Below are 16,359 nucleotides of genomic sequence, written 5' to 3' on the forward strand. Positions count from 1 at the left end.
TTTCACATAATGGGAAAGGGTGGGCTCCTCATGACATATGCTGACGGCGCACCACGCGTCGAATGGTTCTCACAAGCCGATATAGCGGCCGCGGCCGCTTATTCGAACGAATATCACGCAATCGAGCGTGACGTTTTTACCGGTATTCAAATAGCACCCGGTAAAACCGACCTCGCGTCATTCGATTTCGCGCAATGCCATGCGCGATTGCGGCAAATCGGATTCAGTACGCTCGGTTACGGCGCCTACGAAATGATCGGGCGGCGCATTCTGCGCGCGCATCTGCTGCGCGACCTCGCGCCGGCGACGTTCATGCAGCCGTTCATCGAAGGGATGCTGTACGACAGCGACCCGCGCTTCGCGCAGGTGCGGCAGAGCGGCTTTCCGGTCGCGTGGCGGCTCGACGAGATCGAGGCGGCCGCGCACGGCAGCGGCGACCGCAAGGTGCTGGCGCTCGCCGGCCATCTGCGCGCGCATGCGATGAACAGCGGCGTGATCTTCAGCCTGTCGGCGCCGCGCCTCGACCTGCGCGTCGCGGTGAACCTGACGTCGGAAACGCACGGCACCGAATGGATCGACGATCGCGTGATCGGCGGCGCGCTGTCGGTCAGCCTTGCCGTGCATCGCGTCGCGCTGCCGTTCCTCGAGGCGCGCGTCGCGCGCATGCGCGGCTTCGCGCTCGCCGACGAGCAGCAGCAGGTGCTCGACCGGCTCGTGCACGGGCTGTCCGACCAGGAGATCGCGAGCGCGCTGCGCACGTCGCTGCACAAGGTCGGGCACCACATCCGCTCGCTGGAAAAGCTCTTCAACGTGCAGAACCGCGCGCAGCTCGCGTATCTCGCCGCGCGGCGGCTGCCGTCCTGACGCAAGCCTGCCGGACACACGCGCCGGCGCCCGCGGCGCGCGATGGAAGCGGTTCCGGCGGCGCGTGCCCGAGCGGGCCGCCGGGTTTCGTAGTCCGATTCGATCGTCTGAGGAAAACGCGCTTTCACGCTACGAGGCGCGCTTCTTTTTCCGCGGTTTCCCGTCGCTACACTCGTCCCATTCAACGGTCCGCGCAGCACGGGGAAGGGTTGCCCGTGCCAGCCGGCGATAACGACAGGACAACGGCACGATGGCTGAACCGAAGGCGCTCCCCCGCGACTGGCAGCGGTTGTTTTCCGCCGGCCGCGGCGTGTCCGGACGGCGCCTCGGAGGCGCCTCGCCGCGCGCCGACCTGTTTCTCGCGACCTTCATCGTCGCGGTCGTCGCGCTGTTCATCCTGCCGCTGCCGCAGGCGGCGCTCGACGGAATGATCTCGCTGAATCTCGCGGCGAGCGTCGTGCTGCTGACGGTGTCGACCTACGTGCCGTCGGCGGTCAGCTTCTCGTCGTTTCCCGCGCTGCTGCTGTTTACGACGCTGTTCCGGCTCGCGCTGAACATCGCGTCGTGCAAGCTGATCCTGCTGCATGCGAACGCCGGCCACGTGATCGACGCGTTCGGGCGGCTGGTGGTGGGCAACAACGTGGTGGTGGGCGGCGTCGTGTTCCTCGTGATCGCGGTCGTGCAGTTCATCGTGATCGCGAAAGGGTCGGAGCGGGTGGCCGAAGTCGGCGCGCGCTTCTCGCTCGATGCGATGCCGGGCAAGCAGATGAGCATCGATGCGGACTTGCGCGCGGGCATCATCAGCGCCGACGAGGCGCGCGAGCGCCGCGAGAAGCTCGAGCAGGAATCGCAGATGCACGGCGCGATGGACGGCGCGATGAAGTTCGTGAAGGGCGACGCGATCGCGGGCCTCGTGATCGCGTTCATCAACATCGTCGCGGGGATCGCGGTCGGCACGCTGATGCACGGGATGGACATCGGCGAGGCGCTGCAGCGTTACGCGATCCTGACGGTCGGCGACGGGATGGCGTCGCAGATTCCGTCGCTGCTGGTATCGATCGCGGCCGGCATCGTGACGACGCGCGTCGCGACGCGCGATGCGCGGCAGCGCCAGCTCGGCGAACAGCTCGGCGAGCAACTGGGCGCGCACCCGCGCGCGCTGCTGATCGCGGCATTCGTGCTGAGCGGCTTTCTGGTCGTGCCCGGCTTTCCGAAATGGTCGTTCGCGCTGATCGCGCTCGGCCTCGGCGCCTTCGCGTTCACGCAGTTGAAGCGCAAGACGTCCGCGCCGAGCTTCAACCTGATTCATGTCGCGGGGCGCGTCGGCGCGGCCGACGACGGCCAGCCGGCGAAGGTGTCGCACGCGGCCGGCGTCACGTCGCTGATCGCGGTGTCGCTGTCCGACGACCTGCGTACGGGCCTGAACCTCGCGCAACTGCAGGCGGCGCTGTCGAGCGCGAAGGCGCGCGTCGACGCGGACATCGGCACGGTGTTTCCGCGCATCACGCTGAACGACGACGAGGGCGCGGCGGCCGGCACGTACCGGATCTACCTGCAGGACGTGCTCGCCGCGCACGGCGCGCTGAAGCCGGGCTGGCTGCTGTGGGACGGCGTCGCGCCGCTGCCGGAGCGTGCGGAGCGCCAGCCGGCCGAGGCGTTCGGCCCGTTCGCGACCGCGCTGTGGATCAAGCCCGACGGCGCGGCGCCGGACGGCAAGTGGCTGTCGAGCGAAAGCGCGCTGGCCGCGCACGTCGAGCAGATCGTGCGCCAGCATGCGGACGAATTGCTCGGCATCCAGGAGACGCAGGCGCTCGTGCATCTGGTGCGTCGCGATCACCCGGAGCTCGTCGGCGAACTGACGCGGCTCGTGCCGTTGCAGCGCGTGACCGAAGTGCTGCGCCGGCTGCTCGCCGAACAGGTGCCGATCCGCAACCTGCGCGTGATCTTCGAGAGCCTGATCACGTGGGCGCCGAACGAGCCCGACGACGTGATCGCGCTGGTCGAACTCGTGCGCGTCGACCTGCGCCGGATGATCACCGATCGCCACGCGGGCACGGCGCGCCAGCTGCGGGTCGTGCTGTTCGAGCAGAACCTGCAGGAGCGGATCGAGCGCGCGGTGATGCGCACGAAGCAGGGCAATTTCCTCGCGCTGTCGAGCGCGGTCAAGCAGGACATCGGCGAACAGGTGCGCGCGATCGTGCAGGCCGCGCAGGCGGCCGGCCCCGGCGGCCACAGTGGCCACGGCAACGCGCCGGGCGCCGCGCGGCTCGCGGTGATGGTCGCGCTCGGCGCGCGCCGCTACGTGAAGACGATCCTGCAGCCGGTGCTGCCGGACCTCGCGGTGCTGTCGTACCAGGAAGTCGAGGAGGACGTGCAGTTGCATACGGTCGGCTGGGTGAAGAACCCGCCGGACGACGGCACGGTCGGCGCGGGCGCCGACGTGCGCGCGCCGGGAGCCGTGCAATGACGAGCTCGACGATCCTCGACCTGACGCGCCAGGCGCTGATGCTCGTGCTGCTGCTGTCGCTGCCGATCGTGCTGATCGCGACCGTCACGGGCCTCGTCGTCGCGATCCTGCAGGCCGTCACGCAGGTGCAGGACGCCAATATCGGCATCGCGGTGCGGCTGATCGCCGTGATGGTCGCGCTCGTGCTGCTGTCGGGCTGGCTCGGCGGCGAAGTGCTGCGCTTCGCGCAGCAGGCGCTGGAACGCATGTTCGTTTCTTCAACAGGAGTCCTTTGATGCGTCGACGCGTCGCCTCGATCCGGTTTCAACCGCGCAGCCTGCAACGGGCCGCGCTTGCCGTGTGCGCGACCGCGCTGCTCACGGCGTCGCTGTGCATGGCGCCCGCGCAGCATGCGCGCGCCGCGGACCTGCGCTGGCGCAACAAGCCGTTCACGATCGTCGCGAACGGCAAGAAGATCGGCGACTTCATCCGCGAGCTCGCGTCGTCGCAGGGCGTGACGGCGGTGGTCGACCCGAAGGTCGACGGCGTGATCAGCGGCCGCTTTTCCGGCACGCCGCAGCAGACGCTCGACACGATCTGCTCGACCTACGGGCTCACGTGGTACTACGACGGCTCGTTCCTGTACGTCGATCCGGCCGACCAGTCGCAGACGCAGATGATCCCGATCCCGCCGAACGCATCCGGCGAAATCGGCCGTGCGCTGCAGGCGATGCAGATTCCGGACAAGCGCTACACGCTGGTGATCAACGACCGCTCGAACAGCGTGTACGTGGCCGGCCCGCGCCGCTATGTCGAACTCGTGCGGCAGGCGATCGGCTCGGTCGGCGATCCGTCGGCGAACGGCGCGCATGCGGACATCCGCGCGTTCCGGCTGAAATACGGCTGGGCGTCGGACTTCACGATCAACCGCTCGGGCAAGGAAGTGACGGTGCCGGGCGTCGCGACGATCCTGCGCCGGCTGTTCGGCAAGACCGGCGACACGGCCGCGGCGCCGGCGAGCACGCCGCTCGGCCAGGCCGCGCGACAGGTGAAGCTTGGCTCGGGGCTGACGATCGCGGTGCCGCGGCTCGACTTCCCCGACATCTCCGGCGGCCCGCGGCAGGGCGGTTATGGCGGTACGGACGGCAGCGTGGGCGGCGGCTTCTCGCCGTTCTCGACCGGCGGCGGCGACACGTTGCCGCAGATCGTCGCCGATCCGGCGATCAACGCGGTGATCGTGCGCGACCTGCCGGAGAACATGTATCGCTACCAGTCGCTGATCGGCCAGCTCGACGAGCGGCCGCGCATCGTCGAGATCAATGTGACGATCATCGACATCAACGAGGATTCGCTCGACAGCCTCGGGATCGACTGGCGCCTGCACACGACGCACGGCGACGTGCAGATCGGCAACGGCCAGAACCCGCTGAACGGCAACACGCAGTACAACGGCGTCGGCAACCCGCCGCTGACGTTCGGCATCGGCACGTCGGAAACCGGGCAGACGGGCACCTTCATGCCGACCGGCATCGCGCTGACCGCGTCGATCGGCGGCTCGCTGCGCAACTACCTGCTCACGCGCGTGAACGCGCTCGCGCAGAAGGGTCAGGCCCAACTGCGATCGAAGCCGAAGGTGCTCGCGCTCGACAACACCGAGGCGATCCTCGAGAACCTCACGCAGTTCTACGTGCAGGTGCCCGGCTACCAGGATTCGTCGCTGTACAGCGTGACGACCGGCACCAGCATCAAGGTGACGCCGATGATCGTCGACGAGGCGATCCGCAACGCCGCGGCCGTGTCCGGCAGCCCGCAGAGCGTGATGATGTCGATCGACATCCAGGACGGCAACATCGTGCCGGGGCAGGCCGTGTCGAACGTGCCGGTGATCCAGCAGCGCAACATCGTCACCAAGACGATGATCGATGAAGGCAAGAGCCTCCTGATCGCCGGCTTCAACGACGACGAGGTGCGGCTGAACAAGAGCGGCGTGCCCTGGCTGTCCGACATCCCGCTGATCGGCAACCTGTTCAAGTACACCGACAAGTCGGGCAACCACATGGAGCGCTTCTATCTGCTGACGCCGCGCGTCGTGACGAACGCGTCGATGTATGCGCCGGACGGCTCGCCCGTGAACCCGGGCGTCGACGGTCCGGCGAACCCGGAGGGGATGTCGATGTATCGGCCGCCGGACAACGACGTCACGGTGCCGCTGACGCCGAAGCCGCTGCCCGGCACGAAGTTCGGTCCGCCCGCGTTGCCGCCGCCCGTGGGCGCGGCGTCGCAGCCGGCGGCGACGACCGCAGGAGTGGTCACGCATGTCGACGAGCATCATTGATCCGCACGGCGACGGCGCATTGCCCGGCGGCGCGGCAGGCGCGGGGGCCGGTTCGGCCGCGCTCGCGTCGCCGTGGAACCTGTGCTTCCTGAGCGGGCCGATGTACGGCCGCACGATGTCGCTCGCGCGCGGCGCGAACTGGGTCGGCACGGCGGCCGACTGCGAAGTGATCCTGCCCGATCGCGAGATCGGCGCGAAGCAGGTGTGCCTGCAGGTCGGCGCGCTCGCGGTGACCGTGCAGAACCACGGCGGCGACACCGGCGCGCCGGTGCTGTTCAACGACGAGCCGCTCGGCGCCGGCCGCCGCTCGCTGACGCCGAACGACGTCGTGACCGTCGGCTCGATCCGGCTCGGCATCGCACGGCATGCGCAGGCGAGCGTCGCGGTGCCCGACGAAACGGATGCGCCGGACGCCGCGCGGGAGGCCGCGTGGCTCGGCTGGCTCACGGGCGGGCTGCGGCGGCTGGGCAGCCGGCGGCTCGTGATCGCGCTGGTCGCGCTGTGGGTCGGCGTGCTGCTCGGCGCGCTCGGCTACGGCTTCGTCGCGTGGTCGGGGCGGCTGCCGTGGCAGCACGAATCGGTGCTCGCGCGCACGCACCGGCTGCAGCAACTGCTGCACGCGTATCCGGAGCTGGCGGTCGCACCGCGCGACGACGGCGTGATCGTGTCGGGCTACGTGAGCGACCCGGCCGCGCGCGAGCGCGTCGCGCAGATCGTCGCGGGCGTCGACAACGCGGCGCTCGGCAACATCTACGTGGTCAGCGATCTGGTCGCGACCGCGCAGACCTATTTCAGCGACACGGCGCTGACGGTCACGTATCTCGGCCGCGGCCGGATCGAGCTGACGGGGGCGGCCGCGCGCGCGCAGATCGAGCCGCGCATCCGCAACTACATGAAGGATGCGCGCCCGGCGCTCGAGGTGGTCGATCACGTGCGCGATGCCGACGCGGCCGCGCCGCGCACGGCGACGACGCTCGGCGGCACGGCGGGCATTCCGGAGATCACGACCGTGTTCGCCGGCGACGGCGACCAGCGCTACATCGAGACGGTCGACGGCAGCCGCTATTTCGAAGGTGCGCGGATGAAGGAAGGCGCGACGGTCGTGTCGATCGGCCCGGACGAAGTGGTGTTCGCACGCAACGGTCAGCGCATCACGATGCCGCTCGGCGGCGCGCCGGCGAGCGCGCCCGAGCAGGCGAGCGCGCCGCCCGTGGCGCCGCTCGCGAGCGGCGCGGCGGCCGGCGTCGCGCGGCCGGTGCCAGGACCGACGCTGCTGCCCGGCGAGCCGGCGGCCGGTGTCGGGGTATCGGCGAAGGAGGCGGCGCATTAGCGTCGCGACGAATCAGGCGCAGCGCGTTTCGCGATGCGCGCATCACGCGACACGCCGCATGCATGCGGCGCGTCACGTCGCCGGCGGGGCATGGGGCCGCCGCCGGAATGTGGAGTGTGGTTCACGTAAAGGAGCGAAGCATGGGTACCTCGGCAGCAGGTGGTGTGACGAACACGGGCGACGTGCAGAAGCAGGCCGACGACCTGACCAAGACGCAGCTCGAACTGACGAAGATCAATTTCCAGGTTCAGCAATCGACTGCGACGTTCGAAACCAGCAACGCAGTGACCGCGCAGGAGGGGACGGCGAACGCCCAGGTTGCGCAACACCTGAGTTCCGCCGGCCGCGCGTGACGCCGGTCGCCGGCCGTGCCGCGCGACGCCGCGTGCCGGAGCCGCCCATGACGGGCGCCCGGCGTGGCGTGTGCGCGTGCCGGCCGGCCCGTTTCCGGCCCTGCCGGTCAAGGAGGACACGATCATGTCGGTAACAGGCGTAGGCGCGGCGCCGCCGGGCGCAGCCGCGCTCGCGGGCGCCGCTCAGCAAACGGGCGCGACGTCCGATCCGGCGCAGGTGCGCCAGTTCGATGCGCTGATGCAGCCGGGCGCGTCGCCGGCCGCTGCGCCGTCTTCGTCGGGCGTCGCGATGTCGCGCGCGTCGGCGGATGCGGCGCCGGCCGTGCGGATGACGCCCGCGCAGGCGAACCCGTCGTCGCTCGTCGAGCGGTTGCGCACGTACGGCAACGATCTCGATTCGCGGTACGCGAACATCGACAAGCATCGCACCGAGATGCTGACGTCGATGGCGGACAGCCGCAGCGACCCGCTGATGACGATGGTGAAGGCGATGGATTTCCAGTGGACGGCAACCACCACGATTTCGGAATACCAGTTGAGCCTGTCGGTTGCGCAGGCGGCGAACGGCTTCACGCATACGGTGCTGAAGACGCAGGAGTGAAAGCGCGTGCGGGCCGGAGGATACGGCCTCACGCGCCCTGAAGCGGACAAACGATGACGACGATCGATTCGACGCCGCGCACGCATGCGTGGCGCAGCCGGGCGGCGCGCGCGCTGCTCGCGGGGCTGCTCGTGCTGTTGGCCGGGTGCCAGAAGGAGCTGTACTCGGGCCTGTCGGAGCGCGACGCGAACCAGATGATCGCGGTGCTCGGCGACGCGGGCATCAGCGCGTCGAAGGACAACGACGCGCGCGATACGTCGGACCGCAACGCGTGGCTCGTGAGCGTCGCGGACGGCGACATGCAGGCGGCGCTCACGGTGCTGCACGCGAACGGGCTGCCGAAGCCGAGCTATGCGAGCCTCGGCGAGCTGTTCCAGAAGCAGGGCCTCGTGTCGACGCCGGCCGAGGAGCGCGTGCGCTACCTGTACGGCGTGTCGCAGGACCTGTCGCGCACGCTGCAGGACATCGAGGGCGTGGTGGTCGCGCGCGTGCAGGTCGTGATTCCGGAGAACGATCCGCTCGCCGACAAGATCAAGCCGTCGTCGGCGGCGGTGTACATCCGCTACCGGCCGGGTGTCGACCTGCGCGCGATGGCGCCGATGGTCAAGGATCTCGTCGCGCACAGCATCGAAGGGCTGCAGTACGACAACGTGTCGCTGTTCCTGCAGCCGGCCGCGGCGCGCGCGACGCGCGTGGACGGGATCGGCAGCGCGGTGTCGGACATCCTGCGGCTGCGCTCGCCGCTCGGCTGGCTCGTGTTCGCGCTGATCCTGCTGACCTGCGCGGTGATCGCGCTGTCGGCCGCCCGGCGCGGGATGTTCGGCGCGCGGCTCGCGGGCCTGCTCGGCGCGCCGCGCGGCGCGAACGGCGGCGGTGCGGCCGCGCAGCAGGCGGGCGGCGGGCTGCGTACGCCGGACGGCGCGCGCGACGGCGCATGAGCGATCCGCGCGCGCTGCCGCCGGGCGAAGCGGCCGCGTTCCACGCGGCGCCGCTGCCGTGGCCGCACCCGCTTGCGCCGCCGCCTGCCGCGCGTGCCGCCGCGTTTCATGCGCTCGTGTGCGACTTCAACCTGCGGCCCGATCGCTATCTGCACGTGACGCGCGTGCCGGCCGAGTGGCCCGCGCGCTACCGTTCGCCGGATGCGTTCGGCGCGGCCGGCCGCAAGCTGCTGGCGCGGCACCTGCTCGCGCTGAACGGCGTGGCCGACCGGCACGACTTCGACGTGGCGAATCCGTGCGCGCGGCTCGCGCTGCTGCCGGGCGCGGCGCTCGAGCAGCTGGCCGCGTATGCGGGGCTGCTGCTGCATCGCGCGTGGCTGCGCGACGCGCTGGCCGGGCGGCGCATCCGCGCGGAAGTGGCGGCGCGGCTCGGCGGCGATGCGCTCGAACTCGCGCTCGAACGCGCGCCGGAATTCGGCGCGATCGCCGAAACGCTCGAACCGTGGCGCGCCGATCCCGCCGCGCTGCCGGTCGTGATCCGCGCGCGCGGCGGCCGGCTGCTCGCGGATTTCATCGGCGTGGCCGGCGACGCGGTGGCGCGGCGCGTGCGCCTGAAATTCAACCGCGCGATCGACGACGAAGCGCCGTACTGGCTGAACCGCGCGCAGCGCGATCAATTCGGCGAACTGATGTTCCTGTTTCTGATTCCCGAGAGGCTTGCGTCATGGGACTGGCTTTTCTGATCACGAGCGACAACCTGCAATTGCTGTCGGAGCGCAAGGTGCTCAAGGAGCGCGAATACGCGGCGCTGCTCGACGCGTCCGCGGTGATCGCGACCGCGCATGAAGAGGCCGCGCGCATCGTCGCCGACGCACAGCGCGAATTCGACAAGCGCCAGGCGGCCGGCTACGACGAAGGCATGCGCCGCGCGCAGCGCGAGCAGGCCGCGCAGGCGTACACGCAGGCGCTCGCGGCCACGCGCACGATGGAGACGATGAAGGATGCGATGGCCGAGATCGTCGTGAAGGCCGTGCGCGCGATCGTCGGCGAGATGAGCACGCAGAAGCTGTACGAGGCCGCGCTCGCGCGGATCGCGCCGCTCGTGCGCGACGAGGCGTTCCTGATCGTGCGCGTCGCGCCCGGGCGCACGGACGAGATGCGCGACGCGCTCGACGGCGCGTTCGCGGGGCAGTCGAACCGGCAGAAGATCCGCATCGTCGAGGACGCGCAGCTCGAACGCCACGCCTGCACGGTCGAGACGCCCTCCGGGCGCATCGACGCGAGCCTCGACCTGCAGATCGACGCGTTGCGCCAGGCGATCCGCCGCGACGCGCTGAAGGGCGCCGCGCGATGAACGGGCCGCTCGACGATCGGCAAACGTTCGGCGACGACGACGGCGCGCCGTTCGATCGCGGCCGCCTCGTCGGCGAACTCGACGCGGGGCTCGAGTTCTTCTCGCCGGTGTCGGTGCAGGGCCGCGTCAATCATGCGGTCGGGCAGATATTGAATGCGACGGGTATCCGCGCGCGGCTCGGCGAGATCTGCGAATTGCGCACGCCGAACCAGCCGACGCTGCTTGCCGAGGTGGTCGGCTTCTCGCGCCAGACGACGCTGCTCACGCCGCTCGGCGACGTGGCCGGGCTGTCGCCGGAGACGACCGTCGTGCCGTCCGGGCGCGAGCATGTATTTCCGGTGGGCGAGGGGCTGTTCGGCCGCGTGCTCGACGGGCTCGGCCGGCCGCTCGACGATCGCGGGCCGGTGACGGGCGCCGCGTGGGTTTCGACGCAGCAGGACCCGCCGAACCCGCTCACGCGCAAGATGATCGACACGCCGTTTGCGACCGGCGTGCGCGTGATCGACGGCCTGATGACGCTCGGCGTCGGGCAGCGCGTGGGCATCTTCGCGCCTTCGGGCGTCGGCAAGAGCACGCTGCTCGGGATGATCGCGCGCGGCGCGCAGGCCGACGTGAACGTGATCGCACTCGTCGGCGAACGCGGCCGCGAGGTCCGCGAATTCATCGAGCACAGCCTGTCGCCCGAGGTGCGCGCGCGTTCGATCGTCGTCGTGTCGACGTCGGACCGCCCCGCGATGGAGCGCGTGAAATCCGCGCTGGTCGCGACCGCGATCGCCGAGCACTTCCGCGATGCGGGCAAGCGCGTGCTGCTGCTGGTCGATTCGCTGACGCGCTTCGCACGCGCGCAGCGCGAGGTCGGCCTCGCGAGCGGCGAGCCGCCGACGCGGCGCAGCTTCCCGCCTTCGACGTTCGCGGTATTGCCGCGCCTGCTCGAACGCGCTGGGCAGGGCGCGCACGGGTCGATCACCGCGCTCTACACGGTGCTCGTCGAAGGCGACGAGGAATCGGATCCGATCGCCGAGGAAGTGCGCTCGATCCTCGACGGCCATATCGTGCTGTCGCGCAAGATCGCGCTCGCGAACCGCTATCCGGCGATCGACGTGCTCGCGAGCCTGTCGCGCGTGATGCCGCTCGTCGCGAGCCGCGCGCACCAGCATGCGGCCGCGCGCGTGCGCGAGCTGATCGCGAAGTACCAGGAGATCGAGCTGCTCGTGCAGATCGGCGAGTATCGCGAAGGCAGCGATCGGCTCGGCGATCTCGCGCTGCGCGCGCGCGACGCGATCGGCGCGTTCTGCGCGCAGGCGTCGGACGAGGACGTGCGCTTCGACGCGCTGCTCGCGAAGCTGACGAAGCTGGCGAACGATCATGTCTGAAGCCGACGACCGCCTCGTGCTCGCGACGCTCGCCCGCCTGAAGCGCGTACGCGAGATGCGCAGCCAGATCGCGCGCGTCGCGGCCGCGCGCCAGCAGGGCATCGCCGCGCAGAGCCGGCGGGCGCTCGCGGCCGCGCAGGCGCAGCTCGCGCAGCAGGTCGCCGCGAAGGCCGCGATCCAGACGCGGCTGGCCGACGACGTGCGTGAAGCGCGTGCATTGCAGGACGCGGCGGCCGATACGCGCACGTTCGACCGGCATATCGGCAACGCGAACGCGTCGGTGAGCGAGGCCGCGCACGTGCATCGCGGCCACGAAGCGACGCTCGCCGACCTGCAGCGCGCCGCGCGCAAGGCGAAGGCCGCCGAGGACAAGCTGGAGAAGGCCGGCGAGAAGGCGCTGCACGCGCGCGCCGCGCGGGTCGAGCGCGACGCCGACGACGTCGCGGACGGCTACGCGGTGCGGCGCTTCGCGACGGGCGGCACCTGGGTGGCCGGCGCGGGCGACGCGGCACGTCATGCGTCCACGCCGCCGGCGGCCGCGGCCGCGTTCGATGCGGCCATGACCGAAACGGAGGCGGGCGCCGACATCGCCGCTGAAACCGTGCTGTCCGACGTGCCCGAGGTGCCTGACGCGGCTGGCGATCCCGCCCCGCCCGCCGCCGCGGAGCGCCGATGCTAGACCAGGCCGCGGGTTTCAACGACGTCGCCGGCATGCTGCGGCCGCTGCTCTACGTGATGCCGCGCCTGTTGCCGATCATGCTGGTCGTGCCGGTATTCAACGAGCAGATCATCACGGGCCTCGTGCGCAACGGAATCGCGGTCGTGATCGCCGCGTTCGTCGCGCCGGCGATCGATGCCGCGCAGGTGGCCGCGCTGCCGTTCCTGATGTGGTGCCTGCTGGTCGCGAAGGAGGCGATGGTCGGCATGCTGCTCGCCGGCGCGTTCAGCGCGGTGCTGTTCGCGATCCAGGGCGTCGGCTACCTGATCGACTTCCAGACCGGCAGCGGCAGCGCCGCGTTCTTCGATCCGATGGGCGGGCACGAGGGCGGACCGACCTCGGGATTCCTGAATTTCGTCGCGATCGCTCTGTTCGTCACGGCAGGCGGGCTGCAGGTGCTCGTGCAACTGTTCGCGCAGTCGTACGCATGGTGGCCGATCGGCTCGCTCGGCCCCGATTTCTCGTCGATGCTGCAGACCTTCATCGTGCGCCAGACCGACACGATCTTCGAATGGATGGTGAAGCTCGCCGCGCCGGTCACGATCGTGCTGGTGCTCGTCGAGCTCGGCATCGGCCTGGTCGGGCGCGCGGTGCCGCAGCTCAACGTCTTCGTGTTCTCGCAGCCGCTGAAAAGCGCGCTCGCGATGCTGATGATGATCCTGTTCCTGCCGGTGGTGTACGCGTCGCTGCACGCGCTGCTGAGCCCCGACAGCGGGCTCGTGGCGCTGCTGCGCGCGCTGTTCGCCGCGCACGGCGGCGGCTGAGCGCGCGGGAGCCGCGATGGCCGAAAAGGACCAGAAGCCGACCGCGAAGCGCCTGCGCGAGGCGCGCGAGAAAGGCGACGTGCCGAAGAGCGCGGAAACGGTGTCGTCGGCGTTCTTCGTCGGCGTGTGCGTGGCGCTCGCGGTGGGCATCGGTTCGCTGTTCGCGCGCTTGCAGGCGCTGTTCCGGCTCGTGTTCGACGCGGTCGGCGCGGCCGACCCCGCCGCGCGGCTCGCGGTGCTGATCGACGGCGCCGCGCGCGACTGGGCCACGCAGTCCGCGCAGATCGTCGCGGCCGGGCTGCTGGCCGGGCTGCTCGCGGGCTTCGTGCAGGTGGGCGGCGTGATGGCGTGGAGCCGCCTCGTGCCGCAACTGTCGCGGCTCAACCCGGCCGAGGGGATGAAGAACCTGTGGTCGCTGCGCAACCTCGTCAACCTCGCGAAGATGCTGCTGAAGACGGCGCTGCTCGTCGCGACGCTCGGCTGGCTGATCGTCGAATCGCTCGATCCATCCGTGCAGTCGGGCTTCACGCGGCCGGTATCGATCCTCGCGCTGATCGTGAAGCTGCTGATGCTGCTGTTCGGCTGGGCCGCGCTGATCTATATCGTGATGGCGCTGATCGACATCGTGCACCAACGGCATGAATTCAACCAGAAAATGAAGATGTCGATCGACGAAGTGCGGCGCGAGCACAAGGAGGACGAAGGCGATCCGCACATCCAGGCGAAGCGCCGCCAGCTCGCGCGCGAAGTGCAGTTCGCGTCGCTGCCCGACCGGATCGGCTATGCGTCGGTGGTCGTCTATTCGCCGCGCGTCGCGGTCGCGCTCTATTACGGCGGGATGGGCTCGCTGCCGTGGGTGCTCGCGCGCGGCGAGGGCGACGCGGCCGAGCGGATCGTGCGGCTGGCCCGCGACGCGCTGCGCCCGACGCTCGCGAACGTCGGGCTCGCGCAGGCGCTGTACGAGACCACGCCCGAGAACGGCACGATCCAGCCGCAGCATTTCCGCGAGGTCGCGCAGTTGCTGAAATGGGCGACCGGCGCCGCGTGACGTGGCGTTGCGGCGTCGCATCGGCATGCGGCCCCCCCTTTTTTGTCCGCCACGTTTGCCGGCCAATTCATCCGATTCGATATGGCCCCGTTGCACGACCATCCGCACGCGGCACTTGACGTCCATTTTTTTCCGGACGCCGCCGACATTCACTGGTGAATTATTGCTGATTTATTTCTTCGTAATATGGCTCGACCGTCACGCCCGACGGCGGCCGCGAGGTCGTGCCGTACGTGACGGAACAGGTCAACAGGGGCGGACATATCAATGTGCGGAATCGACGGCTTTCTGAATAGCGTCGCCTTCGATGAGGAGACAGCGCGCGGCACGCTCGCGCGAATGACGGCGAGCCTTGCGCACCGCGGGCCCGACGGACAGGGGATCTGGGTCGACCCGGAGGCCGGCATCGCGCTCGGCCACCGGCGGCTCGCGATCGTGGACCTGTCGGTGCACGGCCGGCAGCCGATGGCTTCCGCGTGCGGCCGCTACGTTCTCGTCTTCAACGGCGAAATCTACAACCATCGCGAACTGCGCGCCGAGCTCGAGCGCGCGGGGCGCGCACCGGCGTGGCGCGGCCACTCCGACAGCGAGGTGCTGATCGCGGCGATCGTCGCGTGGGGCGTCGAGGCCGCGTTGCGCCGGGCGACCGGCATGTTCGCGTTCGCGCTGTGGAACCGCGCGTCGCGTGTGCTGACGCTCGCGCGCGACCGGATCGGCGAAAAGCCGCTCTACTACGGGCGGATCGGCGACGCGCTCGTGTTCGCGTCCGAGCTGAAGGCGCTGCGCGGCTATCCGGGCTTCGACGGCGAGATCGACCGCGACGCGCTGTGCCTGTACCTGCGCCAGTCGAGCGTGCCCGCGCCTTACACGATCTATCGCGGCATCCGCAAGCTGCCGCCCGGCACGTACATCCAGTTCGAACATGCGCGCGACACGCCACGCCTGCGCACCTACTGGACGCTCGAACAGGCGATCGAGGCGGGCCGCGCGCAGCCGTTCGAGGGCAGCGCCGACGAAGCCGTCGACCAGCTCGACACGATCCTGCGCCAGGCCGTCGCGCGGCAGATGGAAGCCGACGTGCCGCTCGGCGCGTTCCTGTCGGGCGGCATCGATTCGTCGACGATCGTCGCGCTGATGCAGGCGCAATCGGCGACGCCGGTCGACACGTTTACGATCGGCTTTCACGAGGCCGGCTACGACGAGGCCGGTTACGCGAAGGCGGTCGCGCGCCATCTCGGCACGCGCCATACCGAGCTTTACGTGACCGCCGACCATGCGCTCGGCGTCGTGCCGAAGCTGCCGTCGATCTACGACGAGCCGTTCTCCGACGCGTCGCAGATCCCGACCTTTCTCGTCTCCGAACTGACGCGCCGGCACGTGAAGGTGAGCCTGTCCGGCGACGGCGGCGACGAATTGTTCGGCGGCTACACGCGCTATTTCCTGACGCCGCGCCTGTGGCGCAAGCTGCATCGCGTGCCGGCCGCCGTGCGCGCGCGGATCGCCGCCGCGCTGCACGCGTTGCGGCCCGATCACGCGGACCAGCTCGCGGCCGTCGCGCAGGGCGCGTGGGGCGGCGTGGAGGCGCGCGAATCGTCGTCGCGCATCGGCGATCGGCTGCACAAGCTCGGCCATGTGATGACGGCCGAGAGCCGCATCGGGCTGTACCGGCTGCTGATGTCGTCGGTGCATCATCCGGAGCGCATCGCGCTGTCGGGGCAGGAGCCGCCGACGCCGCTCGACACGGTGTCCGCGTGGCCCGCGCACCTGAGCTTCGCCGAGCAGGCGATGGCGATCGACACGCTCACGTACCTGCCGACCGACATCCTCGCGAAGGTCGATCGCGCGGCGATGGCCGTGAGCCTCGAGACGCGCATGCCGTTCCTCGATCATCACGTCGTCGAATTCGCGTGGCGCGTGCCGGCGTCGGTGCGCTTGCCCGAAGGGCAGTCGAAGGCGCTGCTGCGCCGGCTGCTCGACCGCTACGTGCCGGCCGCGCTGATCGACCGGCCGAAGCAGGGCTTCTGCGCGCCGGTCGACCACTGGCTGCGCGGCGCGCTGCGCGACTGGGCCGACGCGCTGCTGCGGCCGTCGCGCTTGCGCGAGGAAGGCTTCTTCGATGCGGCGGCGGTCGAGCGGCTGTGGCGCCAGCACCAGACGGGCCGGATGAACTGGCAGCATCAGCTGTGGACGGTGCTGATGTTCCAGGCGTGGCTGGAACATCAGCGGGCGGCGTGA

Annotated in this window: 15 protein-coding genes; all 15 read left to right on the forward strand. The window is 70.2% G+C overall.

The features are described from left to right. The first annotated feature begins 30 nt into the window (after positions 1 to 30). The 15 genes from WS64_RS29745 (at position 31) to asnB (ending at position 16,359) form a co-directional block, all read left to right on the forward strand. On the forward strand, positions 31 to 864 hold the full coding sequence (locus WS64_RS29745; protein WP_059639770.1) for a helix-turn-helix transcriptional regulator: 834 nt from the start codon (positions 31 to 33) through the stop codon (positions 862 to 864). A 250-nt stretch (positions 865 to 1,114) separates the two neighbouring features. After that, a complete protein-coding gene (sctV, locus tag WS64_RS29750; protein ID WP_060968681.1) occupies positions 1,115 to 3,331 on the forward strand; it encodes a type III secretion system export apparatus subunit SctV in 2,217 nt (738 codons plus the stop codon). Then, positions 3,328 to 3,606: a type III secretion system export apparatus subunit SctS gene (gene sctS, locus WS64_RS29755; protein WP_006480854.1), complete on the forward strand. Its 279-nt coding sequence runs from the start codon at positions 3,328 to 3,330 to the stop codon at positions 3,604 to 3,606. Before sctV ends, sctS begins: the two co-directional genes overlap by 4 nt. After that, positions 3,606 to 5,645 carry a type III secretion system outer membrane ring subunit SctC gene (sctC, locus tag WS64_RS29760; protein WP_059639768.1) on the forward strand — a complete coding sequence of 680 codons (2,040 nt, stop codon included), beginning with the start codon at positions 3,606 to 3,608 and terminating at the stop codon, positions 5,643 to 5,645. The genes sctS and sctC overlap by 1 nt, the downstream gene beginning before the upstream one ends. Continuing rightward, a complete protein-coding gene (gene sctD / locus WS64_RS29765; RefSeq protein ID WP_059639767.1) occupies positions 5,626 to 6,975 on the forward strand; it encodes a type III secretion system inner membrane ring subunit SctD in 1,350 nt (449 codons plus the stop codon). The genes sctC and sctD overlap by 20 nt, the downstream gene beginning before the upstream one ends. 140 nt (positions 6,976 to 7,115) lie before the next feature. Beyond that, positions 7,116 to 7,328, forward strand: coding sequence for a hypothetical protein (locus tag WS64_RS29770; RefSeq protein ID WP_006480857.1), 213 nt, complete (start codon positions 7,116 to 7,118; stop codon positions 7,326 to 7,328). A gap of 124 nt (positions 7,329 to 7,452) precedes the next feature. Beyond that, a complete protein-coding gene (locus tag WS64_RS29775) occupies positions 7,453 to 7,929 on the forward strand; it encodes a hypothetical protein (protein ID WP_060968944.1) in 477 nt (158 codons plus the stop codon). A gap of 53 nt (positions 7,930 to 7,982) precedes the next feature. After that, the gene (sctJ, locus tag WS64_RS29780) at positions 7,983 to 8,867 is read left to right on the forward strand and encodes a type III secretion system inner membrane ring lipoprotein SctJ (protein ID WP_059639766.1); all 885 of its coding nucleotides are present in this window, start codon (positions 7,983 to 7,985) and stop codon (positions 8,865 to 8,867) included. After that, entirely contained in the window at positions 8,864 to 9,610 is a 747-nt protein-coding gene (locus tag WS64_RS29785; RefSeq protein WP_060968682.1) for a SctK family type III secretion system sorting platform protein, read from the forward strand. Before sctJ ends, WS64_RS29785 begins: the two co-directional genes overlap by 4 nt. Next, positions 9,592 to 10,221 carry a type III secretion system stator protein SctL gene (gene sctL / locus WS64_RS29790; protein WP_059639764.1) on the forward strand — a complete coding sequence of 210 codons (630 nt, stop codon included), beginning with the start codon at positions 9,592 to 9,594 and terminating at the stop codon, positions 10,219 to 10,221. The genes WS64_RS29785 and sctL overlap by 19 nt, the downstream gene beginning before the upstream one ends. Further along, positions 10,218 to 11,594 carry a type III secretion system ATPase SctN gene (gene sctN / locus WS64_RS29795; protein ID WP_060968683.1) on the forward strand — a complete coding sequence of 459 codons (1,377 nt, stop codon included), beginning with the start codon at positions 10,218 to 10,220 and terminating at the stop codon, positions 11,592 to 11,594. The genes sctL and sctN overlap by 4 nt, the downstream gene beginning before the upstream one ends. Then, entirely contained in the window at positions 11,587 to 12,273 is a 687-nt protein-coding gene (locus tag WS64_RS29800; RefSeq protein WP_060968684.1) for a hypothetical protein, read from the forward strand. Before sctN ends, WS64_RS29800 begins: the two co-directional genes overlap by 8 nt. Next, on the forward strand, positions 12,267 to 13,076 hold the full coding sequence (gene sctT / locus WS64_RS29805; RefSeq protein ID WP_059584718.1) for a type III secretion system export apparatus subunit SctT: 810 nt from the start codon (positions 12,267 to 12,269) through the stop codon (positions 13,074 to 13,076). The genes WS64_RS29800 and sctT overlap by 7 nt, the downstream gene beginning before the upstream one ends. A gap of 16 nt (positions 13,077 to 13,092) precedes the next feature. Continuing rightward, positions 13,093 to 14,124, forward strand: coding sequence for an EscU/YscU/HrcU family type III secretion system export apparatus switch protein (locus WS64_RS29810; protein ID WP_060310650.1), 1,032 nt, complete (start codon positions 13,093 to 13,095; stop codon positions 14,122 to 14,124). A gap of 267 nt (positions 14,125 to 14,391) precedes the next feature. Then, complete coding sequence (asnB, locus tag WS64_RS29815; protein WP_060968685.1) at positions 14,392 to 16,359, forward strand: asparagine synthase (glutamine-hydrolyzing); 1,968 nt, start codon at positions 14,392 to 14,394, stop codon at positions 16,357 to 16,359.

It is taken from the genome of Burkholderia anthina, from assembly GCF_001547525.1.
Lineage (GTDB): Bacteria > Pseudomonadota > Gammaproteobacteria > Burkholderiales > Burkholderiaceae > Burkholderia > Burkholderia semiarida.